A 25,806-nucleotide genomic window follows, 5' to 3' on the forward strand; every position below is an offset into this window, starting at 1 on the left:
TGAATGTTTCGCAACACAAAAGTGCCCACTCACCAGAGCCGAACACCGTTGTGGCGAGGGGATTTATCCCCGCTGGGCTGCGCAGCAGCCCCATGGATTTACCTGACACACCCAATTGCTTGAATGTTTGTTGGGGCCGCTGCGCGGCCCAGCGGGGATAAATCCCCTCGCCACAAAAGCATCTTGCGACAACTTTCAGGATTTCAGTCGTTGCTCGGCTTGTTGATCGCCTGCAAGACATACTGCGGCATGGCGAACGCGCCGATGTGAATCTCTGGGTTGTAGTAGCGCGTCACGATACCGCTGCCGATGAACCGCTCGCGCAGGGTTTCACGGGACAGCTTGCGGTAGGCCGTGTCGGTCGAACCCCAGGCGAAGGTCATGGCGCCGCCGATGTAGGTCGGCACGGCGGCCTGGTAGAAATGCCAATCGGCGAACAGGCCACGCAGGCGCCCGGCGGTGGTCTGGACTTCGCCCAGTTGCATGAACGGCGTGCCGTTCTGGGTCACCAGGATCCCGCCCTCGTTCAGGCAACGGCGGCAGGCCTGGTAGAAGTTTTCCGAAAACAGCACCTCGCCCGGACCGATCGGGTCGGTGGAGTCGGAAATAATGACGTCGAATTTTTCCTCGGTGGTGGCGACGAAACGCATGCCGTCGTCGATCACCAGGTTCAGGCGCGGGTCGTCATAGGCACCCTTGGAGTGGTTGGGCAGGAACTCCTTGCACATGTCCACCACGGTGCCGTCGATTTCGACCATCGTGATGTGCTCGATGCCCGCATGCTTGGTCACTTCCCGCAGCATGCCGCCGTCGCCGCCACCGATGATCAATACACGCTTGGCCGCGCCATGGGCGAGGATGGGAACGTGAGTCAGCATCTCGTGATAGATGTATTCGTCGGCTTCGGTGGTCTGGATCACCCCATCCAAGGCCATGACCCGGCCCATGCGCGGGTTCTCGAAGATCACCAGGTGCTGGTGTTCGGTGCGCACTTCGTGCAGCAGCTTATCCATGCGAAAACGCTGGCCATAGCCTTCGTAGAGGGTTTCCAGGTAATCGCCGGTCGGGGTGGTCGTCATGGTCAAGTGCTCCAATCAATACGCGGTGGGCCAATGAGGCTCGCAAAGGCGCGCATTCTACGACGCTGGGGATGACAGGTCGAACCTTGAAGGCCTCCTAGCCCAACCATATGACGAGAGAGCTGATTTCAGAAAATCATGCGAGCCTTTGTGGCGAGGGGATTTATCCCCGTTGGGCTGTGTAGCAGCCCCAAAACAACCAGCTTGTTGTATATGGCTCACCGAAGCGTCGGTTTTCAGGGCTGCTTCACCCCCAGCGGGGATAAATCCCCTCGCCACAAAGCCACCTCACCCGGCTTTAGTGAAATTTCTGCCCCAGCCCTGCTGGCACGCCTTCGATGGTGGTGTCTTCCCACGGCCCGTTCGGGCTGACGGCGCGGCTCCAGCCGTTGTTCCAGCGGTAGTAGGTGCGTTGGCGGTAGAACGTATTGGTCTGGTTATCCAACACATAGACCCCAAGCTTGGCATCCCAGTGGCTGTTGCCGCCCGGCGGCGGGGCGAAACTGGCGGAGGTGCGCGGCAGCGGCTTGGCCGGTTTGTTCGGCGTCACCGGTTTACCTGGCGCGGTCGAAGGGACGGGCTTGGTGGTCGGTGTCGAGGGCGGGATGGGGGGCAACGGCGCCGAAGGTTCGGTCGGGCGCTGGACCGCACAAGCGCTCAGACCCAGGACGAGCGTGAGCAGGGTGATACGAGCGATGGCGGTCATGGGGCGTGTTCCTGTCATTGGTCCGGAGTGTCGATGGTCAATTGTTGCGGCGCGGTGGTGCTGCTCGCCAAGGGCTGGCTGCGACCGATCCACTCACCGGCGGTTGGCTGGCCGGCTCGGGAGATGCGTGCCACCAGTTGGACTTCCGGGAAGTTCGACAGTTTCAGCTGCGGCATCATTGCGTCCGCGTCCCCCAGCTCGACGCTGGCCGGCAGGTCGGCGACAGTCAGGCGCTTGGCTGCCAGCGGTGCCGGCGGACCGGAAACGGCGCGGGCAAAAATGAACACGCTGTCGCCCGGTTGCACCTTGGCCTTGAGTGCCGGAGCCAGGTCGACACGAACCTTGAGCAGCGCAGCAGTCTTGGCTGCCGGCGCCTGGGCGACCTTGCCCCCACTGGCCTGGAGCTTCTCGGTGGCGCGGGCGATACCACCTTGCAACGCTTCACGGGATTTATCGCCTTCAGGCAATTGCGCCAGCAGGCGTCCCCAGTAATCGATCGCGTCCTGATAGCGCTCGCCTTCGAACGCAGCGATGCCCAACAGACCCAGGCTGGTGACTTCCTTCGGATCGAGCTTCAGCGCCTCGTCGGTCAATGCCTGGACCTTGTCCGACCATTTCTTGCCATCAGCGAAGTATTGCGCCTGGGCCCATTGCCCCAGCAGCTCCGGTTGGCGACCCGCGACCGCCACGGTGCGTTCGAAGATTTTCGCCGCGTCCGCCGGCCGGTCCTGGGCCATGTAGGTCCGGCCAAGGAAATACAGGCCCTCGGCAGAGTCCGGCTGCGCCGCCACCGCACGCTCCAGGCGCAAGGTCATCTCTTCCATCGACTGTGGCGCTTGGGCGAATTCACGGGTCAGCTCAACTTTGTCGCTGGCACCGAAATGCAGGTACAACGCCAGACCCAGCACCGGCACCAGCACGGCGGCGAGCAGCGGCAACGGCTTGCCCAGGCGCGATTCACGTGGCGCATCGGCACCCTCGGTGTCCGCCAGCAGTTCACGGGCGGCCTCGGCGCGACCGGTGTCCAGTTGGGCCGCATTGAGCACGCCCTCCTCCCGCTCGGCCTGCAATTCGGCAACCCGCTCTTGATACAGCGCCACGTTCAGCGCGGTGCGGTCTTCTTCCAATTGGGCACGACGGCCACGCAACACGGGGATCAACAGGAAACTCAGGGCAACCAGGAGAAGCAGCCCTGCGGCGAGCCAGAAATCAATCATGCTTGGTTTTATCCAACAGTTGGTCGAGGCGCTGGCGCTCTTCGACAGAAAGCGTGTCCGGGGTGGCACTGCGCTGCACCCGGCGGCGGCGCACAATCACCGCGATCACCACGAAGCCACCCAGCAGCAGCCCGGCAGGGCCGAACCAGAGCAGCGCGGTCTTGGAGGAAAGGGCCGGGTTGTAGCGCACGAACTCGCCGTAGCGATCCACCATGAAATCGATGATCTGCTGGTTGTCCTTGCCCTCGCCGAGCATGCGGAAGATTTCCTTGCGCAAGTCCGCCGCGATCGGCGCGTTGGAGTCGGCGATGTCCTGGTTCTGGCACTTGGGGCAGCGCAGTTCCTTGGTCAGGTCGCGAAACCGCTCGCGCTCGGCGTCGTTGGCGAATTCATAAGTATCGATGGCGGCGTGGGCCACGCCCGCCAGGCTCAAGCCGAGGACGGCAGCGGCTAACCAACGCTTCATGGCTTGGCCTCATCCACCAGGGACTGGTACTTGGCGGCCAGTTTCTCGCGCCAGACCTGCTCGTCGATCACACCGACGAACTTGTCGCGAATGATGCCCTTGGCGTCGATGAAGAACGTCTCCGGCGCACCGTATACACCCAGGTTCAGGCCCAAGGTGCCTTCTTCGTCGCGGATGTCCAACTGATACGGGTTGTGGAACTCGGCCAGCCACTTCAAGGCGTCGGCATTGACGTCCTTGTAGTTGACGCCGTAGATCACCACGCCGTTCTGCGCGAGCTTGTTCAGCACCGGATGCTCGACCCGGCAGGAAATGCACCAGGTGCCCCATACGTTGACCAAGGCCGGCTTGCCCAGCAGGTCGGCACGGGTCAGGGTCTTGTCACCTTGCACCGACGGCAGGGAGAACTCCGGGAACGGCTTGCCGATCATCGCCGAAGGCAGCTCCGACGGGTTCAGGAACAGCCCCCGATAAAGGAACACCGCAACGAGCAGGAACAGCGCCAGCGGCACTACCATCAACCAACGTTTCATGCAGTGGCTCCTGTTGCACCCAGGGCTTCACGCACCCGGGCCTTCACTTTGACGCGATAACGCCGATCCAGCGCCGCCAGAACTCCGCCCAGCCCGGTGAGCAGGCCGCCGAACCAGATCCAGCGCACGAACGGCTTGACGTGGACCCGCACCGCCCAGGCGCCGTCGCCCAGGGATTCGCCCAGCGCCACATACAGGTCGCGGGTGAAGCCGGCGTCAATGCCAGCTTCGGTCATCACCGAGTTCTGCACGGTATAGAGGCGTTTCTCCGGATGCAGCACGGTGATTTCCTCACCGTTGCGAATGACCCGCACGGTGCCTTTGTCCGAGGTGAAGTTAGGGCCTTCGAAATGCTTGGCGCCCTCGAAGACGAACTGGTAGCCGCCCAGGTCCATGGACTCGCCCGGCGCCAGGCGCAGGTCACGCTCGGCACTGTTCTGGCTGGACAGGACCACGCCCAGGGCGCAAACGGCGATGCCCAGGTGAGCGAGCTGCATGCCCCAATAACTGCGCGTCAGGGTTGGCAGGCCCTTGATCAGGCCTTTATGGCGGGTCTTGTCGAAGATGTCTCGAACGCCGGCCAGCAACACCCAGGCCGCCAGCACGAAGGTCGCCAGCACCGCCCAGTTGAAGTCGCCGTAGGCGATGCCAGCCACCACGGCCAGGGCAGCCGTGCCCAACAGCACCGGCGTGAGCATGCCCATCAGCCATTTGACCGGCGTGTCCTTCCAGCGCACCAGTACACCGACCGCCATCACCGCCATCAGGATCGCCATCAGCGGAATGAACAGGGCGTTGAAGTACGGTGGGCCGACCGACAGCTTGGCGCCGGACAGCGCGTCGAGCACCAACGGATACAGGGTGCCCAGCAGAATCATCGACGCGGCCACCACCAGCACCAGGTTGTTGCCCAGCAGCAGGGTTTCCCGGGACCAGAGGTTGAAGCCGACCTGGCTCTTGACCACGGGCGCACGCAAGGCGAACAGCGTCAGCGAACCGCCGACCACGAACAACAGGAACATCAGGATGAACACGCCACGCTCAGGGTCGGAGGCGAAGGCATGCACCGAAGTCAGCACGCCGGAGCGCACCAGGAACGTCCCCAGCAGGCTGAGGGAGAACGCTGCGATAGCCAGCAACACCGTCCAGCTCTTGAACACGCCGCGTTTTTCCGTGACCGCCAGGGAGTGAATCAGCGCCGTGCCGACGAGCCATGGCATGAAGGAAGCGTTTTCCACCGGGTCCCAGAACCACCAGCCGCCCCAGCCGAGTTCGTAATAGGCCCACCATGAACCGAGGGTGATGCCGATGCCGAGAAAGGCCCAGGCGACGATGGTCCAAGGGCGCGACCAGCGTGCCCACGCGGCGTCGAGGCGACCACCGAGCAACGCGGCAATGGCAAAGGCGAACGCCACGGAAAAGCCGACGTAGCCCATGTAGAGCATCGGCGGATGGACGATCAGGCCGATGTCCTGCAGGAGCGGGTTAAGGTCCCGGCCATCCATCGGCACTTGCGGCAGGATCCGCTCGAAGGGGTTGGACGTGACGATCAGAAACAGCAGGAAACCGGTGCTGATCAGGCCCATCACCGCCAATACCCGGGCCAGCATCACCTGGGGCAACTGCCGGGAGAACACCGACACCGCGAAGGTCCAGCCGGCGAGGATCAATGCCCAGAGCAGCAGCGAACCTTCGTGGGCGCCCCACACCGCGCTGAACTTGTAGTACCAGGGCAAGGCGCTGTTGGAATTGCTGGCGACGTATTCCACGGAAAAATCGTCAGTCATGAAGGCATAGGTCAGGCAGCCGAAGGCGAACAGCATGAACGCGAACTGCCCCCATGCCGCTGGCTGGGCCAGGCTCATCCACAGGCGATCGCCACGCCAGGCACCGAGCAACGGCACCACGGCCTGGACCAGGGAAAAACACAGCGCCAGGATCATGGCCAGATGGCCCAGCTCGGGGATAAAAATGCCAGTGGTCATCGATCAACCCTCCTTCACGGGCGCGGGCGCCGACTGGCCGCTTTCTTTCAAGGCCTTGGTCACTTCCGGCGGCATGTATTTCTCGTCGTGCTTGGCCAGCACTTCATCGGCCACCACCACGCCGTCGGCGTTGAGCTTGCCCAGGGCAACGATGCCCTGCCCTTCGCGGAACAGGTCCGGAAGGATGCCGCGATAGGTGATGGTCACGGTCTTGTTGAAGTCGGTGACGTTGAACGTCACGTCCAGCGAATCGCCGGAGCGCACCAGCGAGCCCTTTTCCACCATGCCGCCGGCGCGGATGCGTGTGTCCTTCGGCGCTTCGCCATTGGCGATCTGCGTCGGGGTGTAGAACAGGTTGATGTTCTGCTGCAGGGCACTGAGGGCCAGGCCGACCGCGGCGCCGACGCCGACCAGGATCGCCAGGATGATGACAAGACGTTTTTTGCGCAGCGGATTCACTGACCGTTCTCCCGGCGCAGACGACGCGCCTCTTGTTGCAGATACCGCTTGCGGGCCAGGATCGGCGCCGCCACGTTGAGGGCCAGCACCGCCAGGCAAATGCCGTAGGCCGACCAGACATACAGGCCGTGATGGCCCATGGCGAGGAAATCGCCGAATGACGCAAAACTCATCGAGCGGCCTCCAGGCTGTTCTGTACTTCAGCTTTCACCCAACTGGCCCGGGACTCGCGCTTGAGCACTTCCAGGCGCATGCGCAGCAGCAACACCGCGCCGAAGAAGCAGTAGAAACCCAGCGCGGTCAGCAGCAGCGGCAGCCACATCTCCACCGGCATCGCCGGTTTCTCAGTCAGGGTGAACGTCGCGCCCTGGTGCAGGGTGTTCCACCACTCCACCGAATACTTGATGATCGGGATATTGATGACCCCGACAATCGCCAGCACCGCGCAGGCCTTGGCGGCGCTGTCACGATTGCTGATGGCGTTGCCCAGCGCAATAAGACCGAAGTACAGGAACAGCAGGATCAGCATCGACGTCAGTCGCGCATCCCAGACCCACCACGAACCCCAGGTCGGCTTGCCCCAGATGGCCCCGGTGACCAGTGCCACGGCGGTCATCCAGGCGCCGATGGGCGCGGCGCATTGCAGGGCCACGTCGGCCAGTTTCATTTTCCACACCAGCCCGACCACACCGCAGACCGCCAGCATCACGTAGATCGACTGGGCCAGCATCGCCGTCGGAACATGGATATAGATGATGCGGAAGCTGTTGCCTTGCTGGTAGTCCGGCGGTGCGAAGGCCAGGCCCCAGACCACGCCGATGCCGATCAGCAACAGGGCGGCGACGCTCAACCAGGGCAGCATCCTGCCGCTGATGCCGTAGAACCACTTGGGTGAGCCGAGCTTGTGAAACCAGGTCCAGTTCATTGCTGTTTCCATCACGGTTGCGGCTCGCATCGCGAACCGCCGGGTCGGCCTTTACCTTCCTAGGAAGTGGTCAATTCTTGACCAGGCCTCGTTATTATTCGCCGACGCTGATCTTCAGGCCAGCGGCTATTGCAAAGGGTGTCAGGGTTATCGCCAGGGCGGTCAGGCTCCCAAGCCACAGCAGATAACCGGTGGCCGGCATGCCTTGCAGTGCGGCTTGCAAAGCGCCGCTGCCAAGGATCAAGACCGGTATGTACAACGGCAGGATCAGCAAGGCCAGCAGCAAGCCACCACGCTTGAGCCCGACCGTCAGCGCCGCGCCCACCGCGCCGAGCAGGCTCAGCACCGGTGTGCCCAACAACAGCGAAAACAACAGCACCGGCATGCAGGCGGCGGGCAAACCCAGCATCATCGCCAGCAACGGCGAGAGCAGCACCAGCGCCAGCCCGGAAAAAACCCAGTGTGCCAGTACCTTGGCCAAAACCAGAAGGGCCAGGGGGTGCGACGAAAGGACCCACTGTTCCAGGGAACCGTCTTCGAAATCACTGCGGAAAAGCCCGTCCAGCGAGAGCAGCACCGACAAAAGCGCCGCCACCCAGACCAGTCCCGGCGACAAGGTTTGCAACAATTGAGTCTCCGGGCCGACCGCCAGCGGAAACAACGCGATCACGATGGCGAAGAACACCAACGGGTTGGCCAGTTCGGCCGGACGACGGAACAATAGGCGCGCTTCACGGGCAAGCAACAGGCCAAAGACACTCATACCGCCCAGTTCCCCAGGTCAATGCTGCGATAACCGGAGGGCATCCGGGCCAAGGTGTGATGGGTGGTCAGCAGCACCATGCCGCCGTTCTCGCAGTGCCGGGCGAGGTGTTCTTCAAGCTGCGCCACGCCTTGCTTGTCCAGTGCGGTGAACGGCTCGTCGAGGATCCACAGCGGCGGGCTGTCCAGGTACAGCCGCGCCAGGGCCACGCGGCGCTGCTGGCCGGCCGACAGGGTATGGCTCGGCACGTCCTCGAAACCTTTCAATCCTACCGCCGCCAACGCCTGCCAGATCGCCTCGCGCCCGGCCGGCCGATGCAGGGCGCAGAGCCAACTGAGGTTTTCTTCGGGGGTCAGCAGATCCTTGATGCCGGCGGCATGGCCGATCCACAACAGATTGCGCGCCAGCTCGCTGCGCTGGCTATGCAACGGTTGGCCGTTGAGCAGGATCTCGCCGGCAGTGGGCTGCATCAACCCGGCCAGCAGGCGCAGCAGACTGGTCTTGCCACTGCCGTTGGGGCCACTGATCTGCACCATATCGCCACGCGAGAGTCTCAATTCGAGATTTTCGAAGAGCAGCCGCAAGTCTCGCTCACAGGCGAGGCCGACGGTTTGCAGGAGAGGACTGGTCAAGGGATCGCGGGCCTTATACGGTTCAAGTCGGCCATGCAGCGGCCGTTAAAGTAGTGCAGCATAGATGCATTGATGGCCTGTTCCACAGAGCTGCGTCAAACAATTGCAAGGTTTTTGCCACTCTCCGGAAGGCGGGCGGCATTATACATGTGAAGCCCCCTCTGGGCTGATTCCAAGGTAAGACCGCTAATGACAGGCGACATGAACATCCCGCCACTGCCCCAGCTCACGGCAACGACGCGAATGCCCGCGGTGACGGGCGAATTGCTCAAGTTGCTGGCACCCGCCGAAGGGCTGATCGGCCCTGGCCAGACGGCCCAGGCCGAGGTGCTGTCGCTCAAGCAGGCGGACCAGGCGTTTCAGTTGCTGCTCAAGGTCACGCTGGAAAGCGGTCGCCAAGCCACCGTACAGGCCACCAGCACCCAGCCATTGCCCCAGGGCACCAGCCTGGCCGTGACCCAGCCGTCCGCCAGCAACCTGGCGATCACCGTGCAGCAGGCCCTCGCCACCAGTGTCGCCACCCTCACCCGAATCGACACCACGCAGTTGCCCGTGGGCACCTTGTTGCAAGGCAAGGTGCTGACCAGCCAGGCCTTGCCGCAACTGCCGGGGCAACCGGCGGTGTATCGCTCGCTGGTGAGCCTGCTCAATACCGCCCAGGCCGGCAGTACCCTGGACATTGACAGTCCACAGCCGCTGCGGATCGGCATGCTGTTGAGTGCACAAGTGCAAGACGCGCAGACATTGAAATTCGTGCCCTTGAGCAATCGCCAGGAACAACTGGCGGTGAGCCAGCAACTGGTGACGCAGGTAAGCCGCCAGGGTTCGCTGGACAGCTTGCTCGCCGCCCTGCAGAACCTTCCCGCCAGTGACGAAACCGGCCCCGAGCTGCGCGCCGCCGTGACGCGCCTATTGGCCGGTCTTCCGGATGTACAACAACTGAGCACCCCCAAGGGACTGGCCCAAGCGATGATCGCCAGCGGCGCGTTCCTTGAAAGCAAACTCCTGGCCGGACAGCCACCAAGCCTGGCGCCGGACCTCAAGGGCGACCTGCTGAAACTGATCGCCCAGTTGACACCCGCCCTGCCCGCCTCCACCAACCTCTCTGCCATCATCGCCGCCAACACACTGGCCCAGGCCCTGCCCAGCTTTGTCCGCAGCGCCCTGGGGATGCTCGGCCAAGTCAGCGCCAAGCCACAACCCACCAGTTTTCCGCTGCCCTCGCGGCTGTTGAAGGGACAAGACGAAGAAGGCGACCTGGAGCACCTGCTGCGCCTGGCAGCCGCCGCCGTTTCACGCCTGCAAAGCCATCAATTGTCGAGCCTGGAGCAAACCGGGCTGACCGATGACGGTCGGCTGATGAGTACGTGGCAATTGGAAATTCCGATGCGCAACCTGCAGGACATCGTGCCGCTGCAGGTCAAGTTCCAGCGTGAGGAAACCGCCGCCCGGGAACAACCGGACGAACGCCGCGAACAACCCGAGCCGAAACAGCAACTGTGGCGGGTCGAATTGGCATTCGACATGGAACCGCTGGGGCCGCTGCAGATTCAGGCCCAGTTGCTCAGTGGCAGCCTGTCCAGCCAGTTGTGGGCAGAACGGCCGTACACCGCCAGCCTGATCGAACGGAACCTGACCGCATTGCGTGAACGCCTGGTGACGTGCGGGTTGAACGTCGGCGACCTCGATTGCCACCTCGGCACCCCGCCCCAGGGCCCCAAGACTCGGCTGGAACAACGCTGGGTGGACGAAACCGCATGAACACAGAACCCCGCCAGGCCATCGCCCTCAAGTACGACGGCCACCACGCCCCAACCCTCACCGCCAAGGGCGACGAAGCCCTGGCCGAGGAAATCCTGCGCATCGCCCGGGAAAGCGAGGTGCCGATTTATGAGAATGCCGAGTTGGTGAAGCTGCTGGCGCGGATGGAACTGGGGGACAGCATCCCGGAAGAGTTGTACCGCACGATTGCCGAGATCATCGCGTTTGCGTGGAACCTGAAGGGCAAGTTCCCGCAAGGTTTTGACCCGCATGCGCAGAGTGTGGAGAAAGATGTGACCGAGCGCGGCGACGATTACTGATCTGTGGCGAGGGGATTCATCCCCGCTGGGTTGCGCAGCGACCCCCTTTTTTTGCGGCTGCTGCGCACCCGAGCGGGGATAAATCCCCTCGCCACGGGGGCTGGGCTGGAAAGATTGGGGCACCAGAAAAACCTGTGGGAGCGAGCCTGCTCGCGAAGGCGGACTCACATTCAACATCTCTATTGACTGTCACACCGCTATCGCGAGCAAGCTCGCTCCCACATTGGTCTTGGGTGATAGCTAAAGATCAGCCGCCCTTGTGCAACTTGCTCATCAATTCCGCCTCGGCCTGGGTCAGGCCGCAGGCCTGGGTCAGTTCGTCGATGCTGGCGCCCATGCCGACCAGTCGGGCGGCTTGGGCGAAGGACAGGCTGGAGGGGTCGCGCTGTTCCAGTTGCGCCAGTTTGTCCGGCAACGGCGCGACCACGGCACGCAGCTCATGGAGCGCTTCGCCCATGCGCACGGTGCCGTTCTGATAGTCGTCGACACGCTTGGCCAGGTCCTTGATGCGCTGGTCGCGCAGCGCATCACCCTGGGCCTGTTGAGCGGCGATATCCCGCTGGCCACGTATGTAGGACAAAAACATCGCCAGCGTGCCTGCCCAGAAAAGGAACAGGACAATGACTGCTACCTCAAGAATCAAATCAGATACTCTCCAGTTCCGACCACTCTTCTTCGCTCATCATTTTTTCCAGTTCGACCAGGATCAGCAACTCATTGTTCTTGTTGCAGACGCCCTGGATGAACTTCGCCGATTCTTCGTTACCGACGTTAGGCGCGGTTTCGATTTCCGACTGACGCAAGTAAACCACTTCGGCCACGCTGTCGACCAGGATACCGACCACTTGCTTGTCGGCCTCGATGATCACGATACGGGTGTTGTCGTTGACCTCGGTGGAGTTCAAGCCGAAACGCTGGCGGGTGTCGATGACGGTCACGACGTTACCGCGCAGGTTGATGATGCCCAGCACGTAGCTTGGCGCACCCGGAACCGGGGCGATCTCGGTGTAGCGCAGCACTTCCTGCACGCGCATCACGTTGATGCCGTAGGTTTCGTTATCGAGCTTGAACGTCACCCATTGCAAGATCGGATCTTCGGAACCCTTGAGAGACGACGCCTTATCATTCATACCCTGACCCCTCGAAAAACCGCCTGTGGCGGTGTGTGTTCTGTCCGGCGGCGCCTTGCGTCGCCGGTTGTCTTATTTCGGTTTCCGGACCGGCTTGCCGCCGTCCAGGTGTTTTGCCCCGCCGCTGGCGATCAGCTCCGCCAGTTCGGAAACGTCCAGCAAGGCGCACATGTGTTCGATCACCGTACCGGCCAGCCATGGCCGTTGCCCTCGATGGCTGCGCCACTTGATCTCGTTCGGGTCCAGGCGCAGCGAACGGCTGACCTGATGCACCGCCAATCCCCATTCGTAACCTTGCACCGAAATCACGTACTGCAGGCCTTGGCGAAAATCATCGCGATAACGGTCCGGCATGACCCAGCGCGCGGTATCCAGCACCTTCAGGTTGCCGGCCTGGCTCGGCAGGATTCCGAGGAACCACTCCGGCTGGCCAAACAACGGCGTCAATTCCTGGCCGGCCAGGGAGTAGATCGATCCCAGGCAGACCAGCGGCACCGCCAGCGTCAACCCGGCCACGTCGAACAACAGGCATTCGAACGGCTCGGCGGCCCACGCCGGACGGTCATCGACCTGCACCGGCGGTGGTGTATTGCTCGGCGGCAGGTGGATTTCCACCACCGGCGTCACCAGCCCCTGTAGCAACGGAGCGACGGTGGAGACCGGCGCCAGGATTGGCGCGGGGGCTTCCATCACCGCCACCTGAGGCTTGATGAACGGTGCCTCGACCGCAGCAACAATCACCGACGCTTGTGCGTCACGGGCCTGCTCTTCGAGCACGGCCGCCTGAAACTCGTCCAGCACCACCTCGGCTTCGACGGGCTCGGGCAATGCCTCGACCGCGCTCGGCGGCGCTGGCAATTCTTCGGTCGCTTCCTGCAAGAGCCCATCCAGATAGGACTGCAAGGCCATTTGCGGACGCGAAGTTGTCTTGATCGGCCGGTTCATGAGAACTGTGCGCCACTTGAAAAGGTTATCGGCATGAATGCGCCAGGACTTGAGGACCGGCGAGCGAACGCTCCGTTCATGGAGAAACTGCTCACCTTAAGCCACCTGCTGCGGGACGAGCTGCTGGGCCAGCAGATGCTTGAGGAGCGCGCGATAGGCCAGAACACCGCGGCTTTTGCCATCGAACTGCGACGGCGTCACACCGGCACGGCTGGCGTCTCGCAGGCGGGTATCGACCGGGATGTAGCCTTGCCAGATGTCATCCGGGTACATGTCGCGCAACACCCGCAGGGTACCGAGGGACGCCTGGGTGCGACGGTCGAACAAGGTCGGCACGATATTGAACGCCAACGATTGCTTGCGGGAACGGTTGACCATCGCCAGGGTGTTGACCATGCGTTCCAGACCTTTCACCGCCAAGTGTTCGGTCTGCACCGGGATCACCAATTGCTGGCTGGCCGCCAACGCGTTGACCATCAGCAGCCCCAGCAACGGCGGGCTGTCGATGATCGCATAATCGAAATCCTGCCACAGTTGCGCCAGACTCTTGGCGATCACCAGGCCAAGGCCGCTCTGGCCCGGCGACTGGCGCTCCAGGGTGGCCAGGGCCGTGCTCGACGGCAACAGGGAAATCCGTTCATCACTGGTCGACAGCAGCAATTGCCCCGGCAAGCCCTCGGGCACGGTGCCCTTGTGCAGGAACAGGTCGTAGTTGCTGTGTTCCAGGCTGTCGGGATCGTAGCCGAAATAACTGGTCATCGAGCCGTGGGGGTCCAGATCGACGATGACCACGCGCTTACCCGCCTCAGCCAGCAAACCGGCTAGAGCGATGGAGGATGTGGTTTTGCCCACACCACCTTTTTGATTGGCGACTGCCCAGACTCTCATTCGGATCGTTCCTCCCGGTCGAGACGCGCTCGACCGAGAAATAGCTCGGTTATAAAGCCGGTGACGGAGAATTGACGGCGTTCTGTCTTACCGGCGACTTGACCGGGGTCGGTGCAGTTTGTGTGCCAGCCCGCTTCAATGCCGCATCCGGTTTTGCATTGGCCGTGCCGGTGCCGGTCAGGCTGCGACGCACATCGAGGTTGCGCGAGACCACCAGCACCACCCGCCGGTTGCGCGCGCGCCCTTCTGCGGTGGCGTTGTTGGCCACCGGCTGGAACTCGCCATAACCCACCGACGCCAGGCGACCGGGGTTGACACCCTGCATGGCGAGCATGCGGACGATGCTCGCCGAACGGGCCGAAGACAGCTCCCAGTTGGTCGGGTACTGCGCGGTGCGGATCGGCTGGTCGTCAGTGAAGCCTTCGACGTGGATCGGGTTGTCGAACGGCTTCAGGATCGCCGCGACCTTGTCGATGATGTTGAAGGCCATGTCGCTGGGCATGGCGTCGCCGCTGCCAAACAGCAGGCTGGAGTTGAGTTCGATCTCAACCCACAACTCGTTGCCACGCACGGTCATCTGGTTGGAGCTGATCAGGTCGCCGAACGCGGCGCTGATGTCATCGGCAATGCTCTTCAACGGATCGCTGCTACCGGCAATGCCGGCGTCGACCTGTTCGGCATCCTTGACCAGCGGCTTGGCGGGAGTCACGGTCTTGGGACGCTCCTCGCCAATCGGAATAGGCTTGAGGGCCCGGTCGGAATCGGTAAAGACACCGATCAACGCCTCGGAAATGACTTTGTACTTGCCTTCGTTGACCGAAGAGATCGAATACATGACCACGAAAAAGGCGAACAGCAGCGTGATGAAGTCGGCGTAGGAAACGAGCCAGCGTTCATGGTTGACGTGTTCTTCGTGATTTCTGCGACGTGCCATGGCCTTAGTCCATGAAGCCCTGGAGCTTCAACTCGATGGAACGCGGGTTTTCACCTTCGGCGATCGACAGGATCCCTTCCAGCAACATTTCGCGGTAGCGCGACTGGCGCAGCGCGATGGACTTGAGCTTGGCCGCGATCGGCAGCAGCACCAGGTTGGCACTCGCCACGCCATAGATGGTGGCGACGAAGGCCACGGCGATGCCGCTGCCCAGTTGCGACGGGTCGGCCAGGTTGCCCATCACGTGGATCAGGCCCATGACCGCACCGATGATGCCGATGGTCGGCGCGTAGCCGCCCATGCTCTCGAACACTTTCGCCGCTTCGATGTCGCGGGCTTCCTGGGTGTAGAAATCCACTTCCAGGATGCTGCGGATCGCTTCGGGTTCGGCGCCGTCCACCAGCAACTGCAAGCCCTTGCGCGAGTAGTTGTCGGGTTCGGCGTCGGCCACGCCTTCCAGGCCCAGCAGGCCTTCCTTGCGAGCGGTCAGGCTCCAGTTCACCACGCGGTCGATGCCGCCGGCCAGGTCGACCCGAGGCGGGAACAGAATCCACACCAGGACCTGCATGGCCCGCTTGAAGGCGCTCATGGGCGACTGCAACAGCGCAGCACCGACGGTGCCACCGAGCACGATCAATGCGGCGGGACCGTTGGCCAGTGCGCCAAGGTGTCCGCCTTCCAGATAGTTGCCACCGATGATGGCGACGAACGCCATGATGATGCCGATCAGGCTGAGCACATCCATTACAGGCAGGCCTCGACCAGATTTTTACCCATGTCATCCAGGCTGTAGATCGCATCGGCGAGGTCGGCTTTGACGATCGCCATCGGCATGCCGTAGATCACGCAGCTGGCTTCATCCTGGGCCCAGATCGCGCTGCCGCCCTGCTTGAGCAAGCGGGCGCCCTCACGACCGTCGGCGCCCATGCCGGTGAGGACCACCGCCAGAACTTTGTCACCGTAGGATTTCGCCGCGGAACCGAAGGTGATATCGACGCAAGGCTTGTAGTTCAAGCGCTCGTCGCCCGGCAGGATCTTCACCGCGCCACGACCGTCGATCATCATCTGCTTGCCGCCCGGTGCCAGCAGCGCCAGGCCTGGCCGCAGGATGTCGCCATCCTCGGCTTCCTTGACGCTGATGCGGCAGAGTTTGTCCAGGCGCTCGGCAAACGCCTTGGTGAAGGCCGCGGGCATGTGCTGGATCAACACGATCGGCGCCGGGAAGTTGGCCGGCAATTGGGTCAGGACCCGTTGCAGTGCCACCGGACCACCGGTAGACGTGCCGATAGCGACCAGTTTGTAGGCCTTGCGCTTGGGCGCTGGCGACGACGGGCTGGCTGGCGCCGAGCGCGCAGGTGCAGGTGCCGGAGCACTGCGAACCGGTGCCGGGTTGAAGTTGTTCGACGCAGAAGGTGTCGGCGCTGGCGCGGGCGCAGCAGTCGGCGCAGGCGCCGGTGCGCTGTAGGCACTGACGCGGCGGTTGCTGCGGGAAATGCTGTGGACCTTCTCGCACAGCAACTGGCGGACCTTGTCCGGGTTGCGCGAAATGTCCTCGAAGTTCTTCGGCAGGAAGTCCACCGCCCCGGCGTCCAGCGCATCGAGCGTGACTCGAGCGCCTTCATGGGTCAGGGAGGAGAACATCAAGACCGGGGTCGGGCAGCGCTGCATGATATGCCGCACCGCCGTGATGCCGTCCATCATCGGCATCTCGTAGTCCATGGTGATCACGTCCGGCTTGAGCGCCAGGGCCTGATCGATTGCCTCTTTGCCGTTGGTCGCCGTACCGACGACCTGAATGCTCGTGTCCGCCGAAAGAATTTCCGAGACGCGGCGGCGGAAAAACCCCGAATCGTCCACCACCAGGACTTTAACTACCATAAACACTCCGTTAGACGAGGCGCGGCGTCGGGCCGCGCCCCTCCAGAATCAAATACGCCGGGCGGCGTAGCGCTTGAGCATGCTTGGCACATCGAGGATCAACGCGATGCGGCCGTCGCCGGTGATGGTGGCGCCGGACATGCCCGGGGTGCCCTGGAGCATCTTGCCCAACGGCTTGATGACCACTTCTTCCTGGCCCACCAACTGGTCGACGACGAAGCCGATCCGCTGGGTGCCCACCGAAAGGATCACCACGTGGCCCTCGCCCTGCTCGACATGGGCGGCGGAGCTGACCAGCCAGCGCTTGAGGTAGAACAGCGGCAGCGCCTTGTCCCGCACAATGACCACTTCCTGGCCGTCGACCACGTTGGTGCGCGACAGGTCGAGGTGGAAAATCTCGTTGACGTTGACCAGCGGGAAGGCGAACGCCTGGTTGCCCAGCATCACCATCAGGGTTGGCATGATCGCCAGGGTCAACGGGACCTTGATGACAATCTTCGAGCCCTGGCCCTTGGTCGAGTAAATATTGATCGAGCCGTTGAGCTGGGAAATCTTGGTTTTCACCACGTCCATGCCCACGCCACGACCGGATACGTCGGAGATCTCGGTCTTGGTCGAGAAGCCCGGGGCGAAGATCAGGTTGTAGCACTCGGTGTCGCTCAGGCGATCGGCCGCGTCCTTGTCCATCACGCCACGCTTCACCGCGATCGCTCGGAGGACGTTCGGGTCCATGCCCTTGCCGTCGTCGGAGATCGACAACAGGATGTGGTCGCCCTCCTGCTCGGCGGCCAGGATCACCTTGCCGCTGCGGACCTTGCCCGAGGCTTCGCGCTCTTCCGGCGACTCGATGCCGTGGTCGACCGCGTTGCGCACCAAGTGGACCAGCGGGTCGGCCAGGGCCTCGACAAGGTTCTTGTCGAGGTCGGTCTCTTCACCCACCAGTTCCAGGTTGATTTCTTTCTTGAGCTGGCGAGCCAGGTCGCGAACCAGGCGCGGGAAGCGCCCGAAGACTTTCTTGATCGGCTGCATCCGGGTCTTCATGACCGCGGTCTGCAAGTCGGCCGTGACCACGTCGAGGTTCGACACGGCCTTGGACATGGCTTCGTCCTGGCTGTTGAGACCCAGGCGCACCAGGCGGTTACGCACCAGCACCAGTTCGCCGACCATGTTCATGATCTCGTCCAGGCGCGCGGTGTCGACCCGAACGGTGGTCTCGGCTTCGCTGGCCGGTTTTTCCGCAGGCGCGGCCGCCGGAGCACGGGCTGGCGCCGGCGCGGCGGCAGCAGCGGGTTTCGGTGTCTCGGCCTTCGGTTCCGGGGCCTTGGCGGCCGGCTTGGGCGCAGCCTTCGCGGCGGGTGCGGCTGTCGCGGCGGCGGCGGTGGTTGCAGCGGCGGGCGCGGCGGTAGCCTTGCCGACTTCGCTGAACTTGCCCTTGCCATGCAGCTCATCGAGCAGCGATTCGAATTCGTGGTCGCTGATCAGGTCACTGCCGGCCGCCGCAGCCGCTGGCTTGGCCGGTGTCGGCGCGGAGGCGATGGCCGAGTCCAGTGCATCGACGGCAAAGTTGCCCTTGCCGTGCAACTGGTCGAGCAGAGCTTCGAATTCGTCGTCGGTAATGTCGGAGTTATCCCCCGCTGCCTTTGGCACAGCCGGGGCCGCCGGCGCTGCGACCGCATCGGGGGCGAACTGGCCCTTGCCGTGCAACTGGTCAAGCAGCGACTCGAACTCGTCGTCGGTAATTTCATCGCTGGCAGCGCCGTCGGCGGCTGGCACAGCAGGTGCGGTTGGCGCCTCGGCTTCGGCCTTGACGGCGTTCAGCGAGTCCAGCAGCGATTCGAATTCATGGTCGGTGATGTCGCCCGATTCCTCGGCGACCGGCTCTTCCACAACAGGCTCGGCCACCGGCGCGGCTTCGTCAGCCGACTGCGGCTCGGCCAGGCGCGACAGCGCGGCGAGCAGCTCGGGCGTGGCCGCGGTGATCGGCGAGCGCTCGCGCACTTCGCTGAACATGCTGTTGACCGCATCCAGCGCTTCGAGCACCACGTCCATCAGTTCCGAGTCGACGCGACGCTCACCCTTGCGCAGGATGTCGAACACGTTCTCGGCAATGTGGCAGCACTCCACCAGCTCATTGAGCTGGAGGAAGCCGGCGCCTCCTTTTACAGTGTGGAAACCGCGAAAAATTGCATTGAGCAGATCCGCATCATCAGGTCGGCTTTCCAGCTCGACCAGCTGTTCGGACAGTTGCTCTAGAATCTCGCCGGCCTCAACCAGGAAATCCTGAAGGATCTCTTCATCGGCGCCGAAGCTCATTAATGGCTGCTCCTAAAATAGGGCTAAATCAAAATCCAAGGCTGGACAGCAAATCGTCCACATCGTCCTGACCGGACACAACGTCTTCTCTTTTATCGGCATGAATCTGCGGACCTTCACCCTGAGAGAGATGTTTTTGTGGATCTTTTTCAGCAAGCATCGCTTCACGGTCGTGTTCGATGCCGGCAAAGCGGTCGACCTGGCTAGCCATCAACACCAGCTTGAGCAGATTGCTTTCCACTTCGGTGACCAGTTGGGTCACACGCTTGATCACCTGGCCGGTGAGGTCCTGGTAATCCTGGGCCAACAGAATGTCGTTGAGGTTGCTTGCCACGGCGCGGTTCTCGGCGCTGCTGCGTGTCAGGAAACCGTCGACCCGCCGGGCCAGCTCCCGAAATTCCTCGGCGCCGACTTCGCGACGCATGAACCGTCCCCAATCGGTGCTCAACGCCTGGGCTTCCTCGCTCAGGCCGTTGACCAGGGGCGTTGCGCTTTCCACCAGGTCCATGGTGCGGTTGGCCGCGGCTTCGGTCAGCTTGACCACATAGCCAAGGCGCTCGGTCGCGTCGGTAATCTGCGAGACTTCCTCGGCCTGCGGCATGTTCGGATCGATCTGGAAATTGACGATCGCGCTGTGCAGTTCACGGGTGAGCTTGCCGACTTCCTGGTACAGACCACGATCCCGGGTCTGGTTGAGCTCATGAATCATTTGAACCGCATCGCCGAAGCGGCCCTTTTCAAGGCTGTCGACCAGTTCGCGGGCATGTTTTTTCAGGGTCGATTCGAAATCGCCCATTGAAGATTCGTTGTCCATAGCTCCCCCGTGGCGCCGTTAACCGATGCGTTCGAAGATTTTTTCGATCTTCTCTTTCAACGCCTGGGCCGTGAAGGGTTTGACCACATAGCCGTTTACACCGGCCTGGGCCGCTTCGATGATCTGCTCGCGCTTGGCTTCGGCAGTCACCATCAGCACCGGGAGGTGCTTGAGTTTTTCGTCGGCGCGCACATGGCGCAGCAAGTCGATACCGGTCATGCCAGGCATGTTCCAGTCAGTCACCAGAAAGTCGATGCTCCCGCTGTTGAGAACCGGAATGGCAGTGGTGCCATCGTCGGCCTCGACCGTGTTGGTGAACCCAAGGTCACGCAACAGGTTTTTTATGATCCGCCGCATCGTTGAGAAGTCATCAACGATGAGGATTTTCATGTTCTTGTCCAATTCGACCTCCAAGCAGTCTTAAACGCGCCCAGCACCTGAACGCGCCATTTCAATCAATCCGGCACAACACTCGACAACGGTCTGGAGCACAACGGATGGAGACTGGCGTGGCACTTGCCATGCCTGCCCCGCTCGCAGCATCTCCGCACCGCCTGTCAGCGTGCTCGCCACTCCCCCAAACGCCCCCGCAAACGGGCCGCGCACTGGCTGTGTAACTGGCTGACCCGCGATTCGCTGACCCCCAGGACCTCACCGATTTCCTTGAGGTTCAGCTCTTCGTCGTAGTACAGCGCCAAGACCAGTCGCTCACGCTCCGGCAAATTGGCAATCGCTTCCGCCAACGCACTCTGGAAGCGTTCATCTTCCAGGTCGCGCGATGGCTCCATGTGAGCACTTGCGCCATCCTCATGCAGCCCTTCGTGTTCGCCGTCCTGCAACAGGTCGTCGAAACTGAACAGGCGACTGCCCAAGGTATCGTTCAAAATCCCGTAATAATCGTCGAGACTCAATTGGAGTTCGGCCGCAACCTCATGATCTTTAGCGTCACGCCCGGTTTTAGCTTCAATCGCGCGAATCGCGTCACTGACCATACGGGTATTGCGGTGCACCGAACGCGGTGCCCAATCGCCCTTGCGGACTTCATCGAGCATGGCGCCGCGAATGCGGATACCGGCATAGGTCTCGAAGCTGGCGCCTTTGCTGGCGTCGTATTTGTTCGCCACTTCCAGCAGGCCAATCATGCCCGCCTGGATCAGGTCTTCGACCTGGACACTGGCCGGCAAGCGTGCCAGCAAGTGATAGGCGATGCGCTTGACCAATGGCGCGTAACGCTCGATCAATTCGTACTGGGCGTCCCGTGCCGATTTTTTGTAGAGATGGTTGTAACCGCTGGCTGTCATAACACGGGCCCTGCTGTTTGTTGCACAAGACGCTCGACGAAAAATTCCAGATGCCCGCGTGGGTTGGCCGGCAGTGGCCAGGTATCGACCTTCTGGGCGATCGCCTTGAACGCCAGCGCGCATTTGGAACGTGGAAAGGCTTCATATACGGCACGTTGCTTCTGGACCGCCTTGCGTACGCTTTCGTCGTAAGGCACTGCGCCGACGTATTGTAGGGCGACGTCCAGGAAGCGATCCGTGACCTTTGTCAACTTGGCGAACAGGTTGCGTCCTTCCTGCGGGCTCTGGGCCATGTTGGCCAGGACGCGGAACCGGTTCATGCCATAGTCGCGGTTAAGCAGCTTGATCAGGGCGTAGGCGTCGGTGATGGACGTCGGTTCGTCGCAGACCACCAGCAGGACTTCCTGGGCGGCGCGGACAAAACTGACCACCGAGTCACCGATGCCGGCAGCCGTGTCGATCACCAGCACATCGAGGTTGTCGCCGATGTCGCTGAAAGCCTGGATCAGGCCGGCGTGCTGCGCCGGGGTCAGGTGCACCATGCTCTGGGTGCCGGAAGCGGCCGGCACGATGCGAATCCCGCCGGGCCCCTGCAGGAGCACGTCGCGCAGTTCGCAGCGGCCTTCGATCACGTCCGCCAGGGTGCGCTTGGGTGTCAACCCCAGCAGCACGTCGACGTTCGCCAGGCCCAGGTCGGCGTCCAGCAACATGACCCGTCGGCCTAGCTCTGCCAGGGCCAGGGACAAGTTCACTGACACGTTAGTCTTGCCGACGCCACCTTTGCCGCCGGTCACCGCGATCACCTGTACGGGATGCATGCTGCCCATGTTCGTTCTTTACCTTGTCTTACTTAGACGGAGGCCACATTACTGGCTGCGCGTTCACATATGGAACAATGCATGGCAGACCATCGATGTAGGTACAAAAAATATTCATGAATACCTCAGCCAACCTGCTTGGTCGGGCTGTGGTAGATATCAGCGAACATGTCAGCCATGGCTTCTTCGCTGGGTTCTTCCTGCATTTGCACACTCACGGCACGACTGACCAGTTGATGACGGCGCGGCAGATGCAAATCATCCGGGATCCGCGGCCCGTCGGTCAGGTAGGCCACCGGTAGTTCATGACCGATCGCCAGGCTCAACACCTCGCCCAGGCTTGCCGTTTCGTCCAGCTTAGTCAGGATGCAGCCGGCCAGCCCGCAGCGTTTGTAGCTGTGGTATGCGGCGGTTAGAACCTGTTTCTGGCTGGTGGTTGCCAACACGAGATAATTTTTTGACTTGATGCCACGTCCGGCCAGGCTTTCCAGCTGCATGCGCAGGGCCGGATCGCTGGCTTGCAGGCCGGCGGTGTCGATCAGCACGACGCGCTTGCGCATCAGCGGCTCCAGCGCCTGGGCCAGGGATTGGCCCGGATCCACATGGGTCACCGACACATTGAGAATCCGACCCAGGGTCTTGAGTTGTTCCTGGGCGCCGATGCGGAAACTGTCCATGCTCACCAGTGCGATACTCTGCGCGCCGTACTTGAGGACATAACGGGCCGCGAGCTTGGCCAGGGTGGTGGTCTTGCCCATGCCGGCCGGGCCGACCATGGCGATCACTCCGCCCTCCTCCAGTGGCTCGACTTCCGGCGTGGCGATCATCCGCGCCAGGTGCGCCAGCAGCATGCGCCAGGCCTGGCGAGGCTCTTCGATGCCATTGATCAGCGCCAGCAGATCGCGCGCCAACGGGCCGGACAGGCCAATGCGTTGCAGGCGACGCCACAGGTTGGCCTGGGCTGGACGGCTGCCTTGCAGTTGGTTCCAGGCCAGCGAGCCAAGCTGGACTTCCATCAGCTCGCGCAGGCTGTTGAGTTCGAAGCGCATCGAGTCGAAGGCGCGCGGGTCGACACCCCGGGCAGGCGCAGCAGGCGCCGGCTCCGGGCGACGCGGCTCGGCCGGCGTGGCCTCGACCAGCGGTTCGGCGGCGGTCAGCGGCAGGCCTGCGGTCAATGGCTGGCCGGCGAACAATTGACGATTGGTGCCAGCGCTCGCCGCGCCTTCGCTGCTGCGCAGGCTCAATTCGGCCTGGGCGCTGGCGATACGCGACTGGGTCTTGCGCAGCTCATCCTCGAGTTCCATGTTCGGAACGCGCGGGGCCAGCGCCGACAATTTGTAATCCAGCGCAGCCGTCAGCTCGACACCGCCAGCGATCCGGCGATTGCCAATGATGGCTGCTTCAGCGCCCAGCTCGTCACGTACCAGCTTCATGGCCTGACGCATATCGGCGGCGAAAAAACGCTTCACTTGCATAAACCACTACCTCAGCCGTTGGGCCCTACTGTCGCAACGATGGTCACTTGCTTGTTGTCCGGTATTTCCTGGTACGCCAGCACATGCAGCCCCGGGACCGCGAGGCGCCCGAATCGCGAGAGCATCGCGCGAATCGGACCGGCCACCAGCAGGATCACCGGTTGGCCTTGCATCTCTTGCCGCTGGGCTGCATCGATCAACGAACGTTGCAGCTTCTCGGCCATGCTTGGCTCCAGCAGGACACCCTCTTCCGAGCCTTGTCCTGCCTTCTGCAGACTATTGAGCAATATCTGTTCCAACCTTGGTTCCAGAGTGATCACAGGCAGCTCAGACTCAGTGCCTACAATGCTTTGGACGATTGCACGGGATACGCCGACCCGCACCGCAGCCACCAGGGCGGCGGTATCTTGACTCTTCGAAGCGTTGTTGGCGATCGCTTCGGCGATGCTGCGGATGTCGCGCACCGGTACCTGTTCTGCCAACAGCGCCTGCAACACCTTGAGCAATTGCGACAGCGAAACCACGCCCGGCACCAGCTCTTCAGCCAGCTTCGGCGAGCCTTTGGCCAGTACTTGCAGGAGTTGCTGGACTTCTTCGTGACCGATCAGCTCGCTGGAGTGCTTGTACAGAATCTGGTTCAAGTGGGTCGCCACCACCGTGCTGGCGTCCACCACGGTATAGCCGAGGGACTGGGCCTGGGCGCGCTGGCTGATTTCGATCCACACCGCTTCCAGGCCGAAAGCCGGATCCTTGGCGGTAATGCCGTTGAGCGAACCGTAGACCTGACCTGGGTTGATCGCCAGCTCGCGGTCCGGGTAGATCTCGGCTTCGGCCAGGATCACGCCCATGAGCGTCAGGCGATAGGCGCTCGGCGCCAGGTCGAGGTTGTCGCGGATGTGCACGGTCGGCATCAGGAAGCCCAGGTCCTGGGACAGCTTCTTGCGCACGCCCTTGATCCGCGCCAGTAATTGACCACCCTGGTTGCGGTCGACCAATGGAATCAGGCGGTAGCCGACTTCCAGGCCAATCATGTCGATCGGCGTCACGTCGTCCCAGCCCAGCTCCTTGGTTTCCATGGCGCGAGCCGGTGATGGCAGCAGTTCCTGCTGGCGCTTGACCTCTTCCAGCGCCTGGACCTTTTGCACGTTCTGCTTTTTCCAGAACAGGTAGGCACCGCCAGCCGCCAGGGCCGCCATGCTCAGGAAGGAAAAATGCGGCATGCCAGGCACCAGGCCCATCACCGCCATCAGGCCGGCGGCAACAGCCAGGGCCTTGGGCGAGGCGAACATTTGGCGACTGATCTGCTTGCCCATGTCTTCGGAGCCCGAAGCACGGGTCACCATGATCGCAGCGGCTGTGGATAACAGCAGTGATGGCAATTGCGCCACCAAACCGTCACCGATGGTCAACAAGGCGTAAACCTTGCCGGCATCGCCGAAGGTCATGCCATGTTGGAAGATGCCGACGGCCATGCCGCCGATCAGGTTGATGAACAGAATCAACAGGCCGGCGATGGCGTCACCGCGCACAAATTTGCTGGCACCGTCCATGGAACCGTAGAACTCGGCTTCCTGGGCCACTTCCAGGCGACGCAGCTTGGCCTGGCCCTGGTCGATGAGGCCAGCGTTGAGGTCGGCGTCGATCGCCATTTGCTTGCCGGGCATCGCATCGAGGGTGAAACGTGCGCTCACCTCGGAAATCCGCCCGGCGCCCTTGGTCACCACGACGAAGTTGATGATCATCAAGATGGCGAAGACCACGATACCGACCACGTAGTTACCGCCGATCACCACCTCACCGAAGGCCTGGATCACCTTACCGGCGGCGGCGTGGCCTTCTTGGCCATGAATCATCACCACCCGGGTGGACGCCACGTTCAGCGCCAGGCGCAACAGTGTCGCCACCAGCAGGATGGTCGGGAAGACGGCGAAATCCAGCGGCCGCAGGGCGTATACGCAGACCAGCAGGACCACGATCGACAAGGCGATGTTGAACGTGAAGAACACGTCCAGCAGGAACGGCGGCACCGGCAGCATCATCATGGCGAGCATGACCAGCAGCAACAGCGGCACGCCCAGATTACCCCGGCTGAGGTCTACGACGTTGCTGCGCGCGGTGCTGAGTAACTGAGAGCGATCCACCAATATTCCCCGTTCCTGTGAAGCAAACTTTTGACGCCCGAGAGGGGCGCAGGCGGGGTATTGCAAGAAGCTTTCCAACTTTTGCGAGAGGCTGAAATAGAGCGGCTTGACGCACATCCAACCCTGTGGGAAAGCCTGCACCTACGCGGTCATGCGGTCCGCTCGAGAAAAAATGATGTATCTGTGGCGAGGGAGCTTGCTCCCGCTCGGCTGCGAAGCAGTCGTAAACCGGCAGGTGCGGAGTGCCTGATGCTCTGCATCTCGCGGCTTAAGGGGCCGCTTCGCGGCCCAGCGGGAGCAAGCTCCCTCGCCACGGGTTCATC

Annotated in this window: 27 protein-coding genes; 2 read left to right on the plus strand and 25 right to left on the minus strand. The window is 62.4% G+C overall.

Annotated features, from left to right (window positions below; translation table 11 throughout):
* Window positions 1-203 precede the first annotated feature (203 nt).
* From speE to ccmA, 11 genes are all read right to left on the minus strand, one after another.
* Window positions 204-1,079 (minus strand): polyamine aminopropyltransferase, encoded by an 876-nt coding sequence (gene speE, locus KSS97_RS20910; protein ID WP_030141047.1) that lies wholly within the window; start codon window positions 1,077-1,079, stop codon window positions 204-206.
* A 298-nt stretch (window positions 1,080-1,377) separates the two neighbouring features.
* Window positions 1,378-1,785, minus strand: coding sequence for a hypothetical protein (locus KSS97_RS20915; protein ID WP_030141048.1), 408 nt, complete (start codon window positions 1,783-1,785; stop codon window positions 1,378-1,380).
* Between the two features lie 14 nt (window positions 1,786-1,799).
* Window positions 1,800-3,002 (minus strand): c-type cytochrome biogenesis protein CcmI, encoded by a 1,203-nt coding sequence (ccmI, locus tag KSS97_RS20920; protein WP_217860048.1) that lies wholly within the window; start codon window positions 3,000-3,002, stop codon window positions 1,800-1,802.
* A complete protein-coding gene (locus tag KSS97_RS20925) occupies window positions 2,995-3,468 on the minus strand; it encodes a cytochrome c-type biogenesis protein (protein WP_030141050.1) in 474 nt (157 codons plus the stop codon). The genes ccmI and KSS97_RS20925 overlap by 8 nt, the downstream gene beginning before the upstream one ends.
* Entirely contained in the window at window positions 3,465-4,001 is a 537-nt protein-coding gene (locus tag KSS97_RS20930; RefSeq protein WP_030141051.1) for a DsbE family thiol:disulfide interchange protein, read from the minus strand. Before KSS97_RS20930 ends, KSS97_RS20925 begins: the two co-directional genes overlap by 4 nt.
* Window positions 3,998-5,986, minus strand: coding sequence for a heme lyase CcmF/NrfE family subunit (locus KSS97_RS20935; RefSeq protein ID WP_030141052.1), 1,989 nt, complete (start codon window positions 5,984-5,986; stop codon window positions 3,998-4,000). Before KSS97_RS20935 ends, KSS97_RS20930 begins: the two co-directional genes overlap by 4 nt.
* A gap of 3 nt (window positions 5,987-5,989) precedes the next feature.
* Window positions 5,990-6,445 carry a cytochrome c maturation protein CcmE gene (gene ccmE / locus KSS97_RS20940; protein WP_030141053.1) on the minus strand — a complete coding sequence of 152 codons (456 nt, stop codon included), beginning with the start codon at window positions 6,443-6,445 and terminating at the stop codon, window positions 5,990-5,992.
* Window positions 6,442-6,618: a heme exporter protein CcmD gene (gene ccmD, locus KSS97_RS20945; protein WP_007939192.1), complete on the minus strand. Its 177-nt coding sequence runs from the start codon at window positions 6,616-6,618 to the stop codon at window positions 6,442-6,444. The genes ccmE and ccmD overlap by 4 nt, the downstream gene beginning before the upstream one ends.
* Window positions 6,615-7,370, minus strand: coding sequence for a heme ABC transporter permease (locus KSS97_RS20950; protein WP_030141054.1), 756 nt, complete (start codon window positions 7,368-7,370; stop codon window positions 6,615-6,617). Before KSS97_RS20950 ends, ccmD begins: the two co-directional genes overlap by 4 nt.
* 94 nt (window positions 7,371-7,464) lie before the next feature.
* Window positions 7,465-8,133 carry a heme exporter protein CcmB gene (gene ccmB / locus KSS97_RS20955; RefSeq protein ID WP_030141055.1) on the minus strand — a complete coding sequence of 223 codons (669 nt, stop codon included), beginning with the start codon at window positions 8,131-8,133 and terminating at the stop codon, window positions 7,465-7,467.
* Window positions 8,130-8,765, minus strand: a complete 636-nt coding sequence (ccmA, locus tag KSS97_RS20960; RefSeq protein WP_030141056.1) for a cytochrome c biogenesis heme-transporting ATPase CcmA — start codon at window positions 8,763-8,765, stop codon at window positions 8,130-8,132. Before ccmA ends, ccmB begins: the two co-directional genes overlap by 4 nt.
* 189 nt (window positions 8,766-8,954) lie before the next feature.
* Between ccmA and fliK the strand changes: the two genes are divergently transcribed.
* Window positions 8,955-10,526, plus strand: a complete 1,572-nt coding sequence (gene fliK, locus KSS97_RS20965; RefSeq protein ID WP_217860049.1) for a flagellar hook-length control protein FliK — start codon at window positions 8,955-8,957, stop codon at window positions 10,524-10,526.
* Window positions 10,523-10,846 carry an EscU/YscU/HrcU family type III secretion system export apparatus switch protein gene (locus KSS97_RS20970; protein ID WP_030141058.1) on the plus strand — a complete coding sequence of 108 codons (324 nt, stop codon included), beginning with the start codon at window positions 10,523-10,525 and terminating at the stop codon, window positions 10,844-10,846. The genes fliK and KSS97_RS20970 overlap by 4 nt, the downstream gene beginning before the upstream one ends.
* A 247-nt stretch (window positions 10,847-11,093) precedes the next feature.
* Here KSS97_RS20970 and KSS97_RS20975 read toward each other — a convergent pair whose 3' ends face one another.
* The 14 genes from KSS97_RS20975 to flhA all read right to left on the minus strand — a co-directional run bounded on the left by KSS97_RS20975 (window position 11,094) and on the right by flhA (window position 25,483).
* On the minus strand, window positions 11,094-11,489 hold the full coding sequence (locus KSS97_RS20975; protein WP_030141059.1) for a DUF2802 domain-containing protein: 396 nt from the start codon (window positions 11,487-11,489) through the stop codon (window positions 11,094-11,096).
* Window position 11,490: 1 nt separating this feature from the next.
* Complete coding sequence (locus KSS97_RS20980; protein ID WP_024778681.1) at window positions 11,491-11,976, minus strand: chemotaxis protein CheW; 486 nt, start codon at window positions 11,974-11,976, stop codon at window positions 11,491-11,493.
* A gap of 72 nt (window positions 11,977-12,048) precedes the next feature.
* The gene (locus KSS97_RS20985; protein ID WP_198797730.1) at window positions 12,049-12,921 is read right to left on the minus strand and encodes a CheW domain-containing protein; all 873 of its coding nucleotides are present in this window, start codon (window positions 12,919-12,921) and stop codon (window positions 12,049-12,051) included.
* Between the two features lie 96 nt (window positions 12,922-13,017).
* On the minus strand, window positions 13,018-13,809 hold the full coding sequence (locus tag KSS97_RS20990; RefSeq protein ID WP_030141062.1) for a ParA family protein: 792 nt from the start codon (window positions 13,807-13,809) through the stop codon (window positions 13,018-13,020).
* A gap of 49 nt (window positions 13,810-13,858) precedes the next feature.
* A complete protein-coding gene (gene motD / locus KSS97_RS20995) occupies window positions 13,859-14,743 on the minus strand; it encodes a flagellar motor protein MotD (protein WP_030141063.1) in 885 nt (294 codons plus the stop codon).
* A 4-nt stretch (window positions 14,744-14,747) separates the two neighbouring features.
* Window positions 14,748-15,488, minus strand: a complete 741-nt coding sequence (locus tag KSS97_RS21000) for a flagellar motor protein (protein WP_030141064.1) — start codon at window positions 15,486-15,488, stop codon at window positions 14,748-14,750.
* On the minus strand, window positions 15,488-16,621 hold the full coding sequence (locus tag KSS97_RS21005) for a protein-glutamate methylesterase/protein-glutamine glutaminase (RefSeq protein ID WP_217860050.1): 1,134 nt from the start codon (window positions 16,619-16,621) through the stop codon (window positions 15,488-15,490). The genes KSS97_RS21000 and KSS97_RS21005 overlap by 1 nt, the downstream gene beginning before the upstream one ends.
* 48 nt (window positions 16,622-16,669) lie before the next feature.
* Window positions 16,670-18,934: a chemotaxis protein CheA gene (locus KSS97_RS21010; protein ID WP_217860051.1), complete on the minus strand. Its 2,265-nt coding sequence runs from the start codon at window positions 18,932-18,934 to the stop codon at window positions 16,670-16,672.
* A gap of 28 nt (window positions 18,935-18,962) precedes the next feature.
* A complete protein-coding gene (locus KSS97_RS21015) occupies window positions 18,963-19,748 on the minus strand; it encodes a protein phosphatase CheZ (protein WP_030141067.1) in 786 nt (261 codons plus the stop codon).
* Window positions 19,749-19,766: 18 nt separating this feature from the next.
* On the minus strand, window positions 19,767-20,138 hold the full coding sequence (locus KSS97_RS21020) for a chemotaxis response regulator CheY (RefSeq protein ID WP_003183998.1): 372 nt from the start codon (window positions 20,136-20,138) through the stop codon (window positions 19,767-19,769).
* Between the two features lie 167 nt (window positions 20,139-20,305).
* On the minus strand, window positions 20,306-21,049 hold the full coding sequence (gene fliA, locus KSS97_RS21025; protein WP_030141068.1) for an RNA polymerase sigma factor FliA: 744 nt from the start codon (window positions 21,047-21,049) through the stop codon (window positions 20,306-20,308).
* Entirely contained in the window at window positions 21,046-21,876 is an 831-nt protein-coding gene (gene fleN, locus KSS97_RS21030; RefSeq protein WP_003184001.1) for a flagellar synthesis regulator FleN, read from the minus strand. Before fleN ends, fliA begins: the two co-directional genes overlap by 4 nt.
* Window positions 21,877-21,992: 116 nt before the next feature.
* Window positions 21,993-23,342, minus strand: a complete 1,350-nt coding sequence (gene flhF, locus KSS97_RS21035) for a flagellar biosynthesis GTPase FlhF (protein ID WP_030141069.1) — start codon at window positions 23,340-23,342, stop codon at window positions 21,993-21,995.
* An 11-nt stretch (window positions 23,343-23,353) separates the two neighbouring features.
* Window positions 23,354-25,483, minus strand: a complete 2,130-nt coding sequence (gene flhA / locus KSS97_RS21040) for a flagellar biosynthesis protein FlhA (RefSeq protein ID WP_198797727.1) — start codon at window positions 25,481-25,483, stop codon at window positions 23,354-23,356.
* Window positions 25,484-25,806 lie beyond the last annotated feature (323 nt).

This window comes from Pseudomonas alvandae (genome assembly GCF_019141525.1).
GTDB lineage: Bacteria > Pseudomonadota > Gammaproteobacteria > Pseudomonadales > Pseudomonadaceae > Aquipseudomonas > Aquipseudomonas alvandae.

Excerpts from the sequence above, each read along its gene's own strand:
- KSS97_RS20970 (WP_030141058.1), top strand. The coding sequence starts at position 10,523 with ATGAACACAGAACCCCGCCAGGCCATCGCCCTCAAGTACGACGGCCAC.
- KSS97_RS21015 (WP_030141067.1), bottom strand. The coding sequence starts at position 19,748 with ATGGACAACGAATCTTCAATGGGCGATTTCGAATCGACCCTGAAAAAA.
- fliA (WP_030141068.1), bottom strand. The coding sequence starts at position 21,049 with ATGACAGCCAGCGGTTACAACCATCTCTACAAAAAATCGGCACGGGAC.
- KSS97_RS20935 (WP_030141052.1), bottom strand. The coding sequence starts at position 5,986 with ATGACCACTGGCATTTTTATCCCCGAGCTGGGCCATCTGGCCATGATC.
- KSS97_RS21010 (WP_217860051.1), bottom strand. The coding sequence starts at position 18,934 with ATGAGCTTCGGCGCCGATGAAGAGATCCTTCAGGATTTCCTGGTTGAG.
- KSS97_RS20980 (WP_024778681.1), bottom strand. The coding sequence starts at position 11,976 with ATGAATGATAAGGCGTCGTCTCTCAAGGGTTCCGAAGATCCGATCTTG.
- KSS97_RS20990 (WP_030141062.1), bottom strand. The coding sequence starts at position 13,809 with ATGAGAGTCTGGGCAGTCGCCAATCAAAAAGGTGGTGTGGGCAAAACC.
- motD (WP_030141063.1), bottom strand. The coding sequence starts at position 14,743 with ATGGCACGTCGCAGAAATCACGAAGAACACGTCAACCATGAACGCTGG.
- KSS97_RS20985 (WP_198797730.1), bottom strand. The coding sequence starts at position 12,921 with ATGAACCGGCCGATCAAGACAACTTCGCGTCCGCAAATGGCCTTGCAG.
- KSS97_RS21005 (WP_217860050.1), bottom strand. The coding sequence starts at position 16,621 with ATGGTAGTTAAAGTCCTGGTGGTGGACGATTCGGGGTTTTTCCGCCGC.
- KSS97_RS21020 (WP_003183998.1), bottom strand. The coding sequence starts at position 20,138 with ATGAAAATCCTCATCGTTGATGACTTCTCAACGATGCGGCGGATCATA.
- KSS97_RS21000 (WP_030141064.1), bottom strand. The coding sequence starts at position 15,488 with ATGGATGTGCTCAGCCTGATCGGCATCATCATGGCGTTCGTCGCCATC.
- KSS97_RS20930 (WP_030141051.1), bottom strand. The coding sequence starts at position 4,001 with ATGAAACGTTGGTTGATGGTAGTGCCGCTGGCGCTGTTCCTGCTCGTT.
- ccmB (WP_030141055.1), bottom strand. The coding sequence starts at position 8,133 with ATGAGTGTCTTTGGCCTGTTGCTTGCCCGTGAAGCGCGCCTATTGTTC.
- ccmI (WP_217860048.1), bottom strand. The coding sequence starts at position 3,002 with ATGATTGATTTCTGGCTCGCCGCAGGGCTGCTTCTCCTGGTTGCCCTG.
- KSS97_RS20950 (WP_030141054.1), bottom strand. The coding sequence starts at position 7,370 with ATGAACTGGACCTGGTTTCACAAGCTCGGCTCACCCAAGTGGTTCTAC.
- ccmD (WP_007939192.1), bottom strand. The coding sequence starts at position 6,618 with ATGAGTTTTGCGTCATTCGGCGATTTCCTCGCCATGGGCCATCACGGC.
- KSS97_RS20925 (WP_030141050.1), bottom strand. The coding sequence starts at position 3,468 with ATGAAGCGTTGGTTAGCCGCTGCCGTCCTCGGCTTGAGCCTGGCGGGC.
- fliK (WP_217860049.1), top strand. The coding sequence starts at position 8,955 with ATGACAGGCGACATGAACATCCCGCCACTGCCCCAGCTCACGGCAACG.
- speE (WP_030141047.1), bottom strand. The coding sequence starts at position 1,079 with ATGACGACCACCCCGACCGGCGATTACCTGGAAACCCTCTACGAAGGC.
- fleN (WP_003184001.1), bottom strand. The coding sequence starts at position 21,876 with ATGGGCAGCATGCATCCCGTACAGGTGATCGCGGTGACCGGCGGCAAA.
- KSS97_RS20915 (WP_030141048.1), bottom strand. The coding sequence starts at position 1,785 with ATGACCGCCATCGCTCGTATCACCCTGCTCACGCTCGTCCTGGGTCTG.
- flhF (WP_030141069.1), bottom strand. The coding sequence starts at position 23,342 with ATGCAAGTGAAGCGTTTTTTCGCCGCCGATATGCGTCAGGCCATGAAG.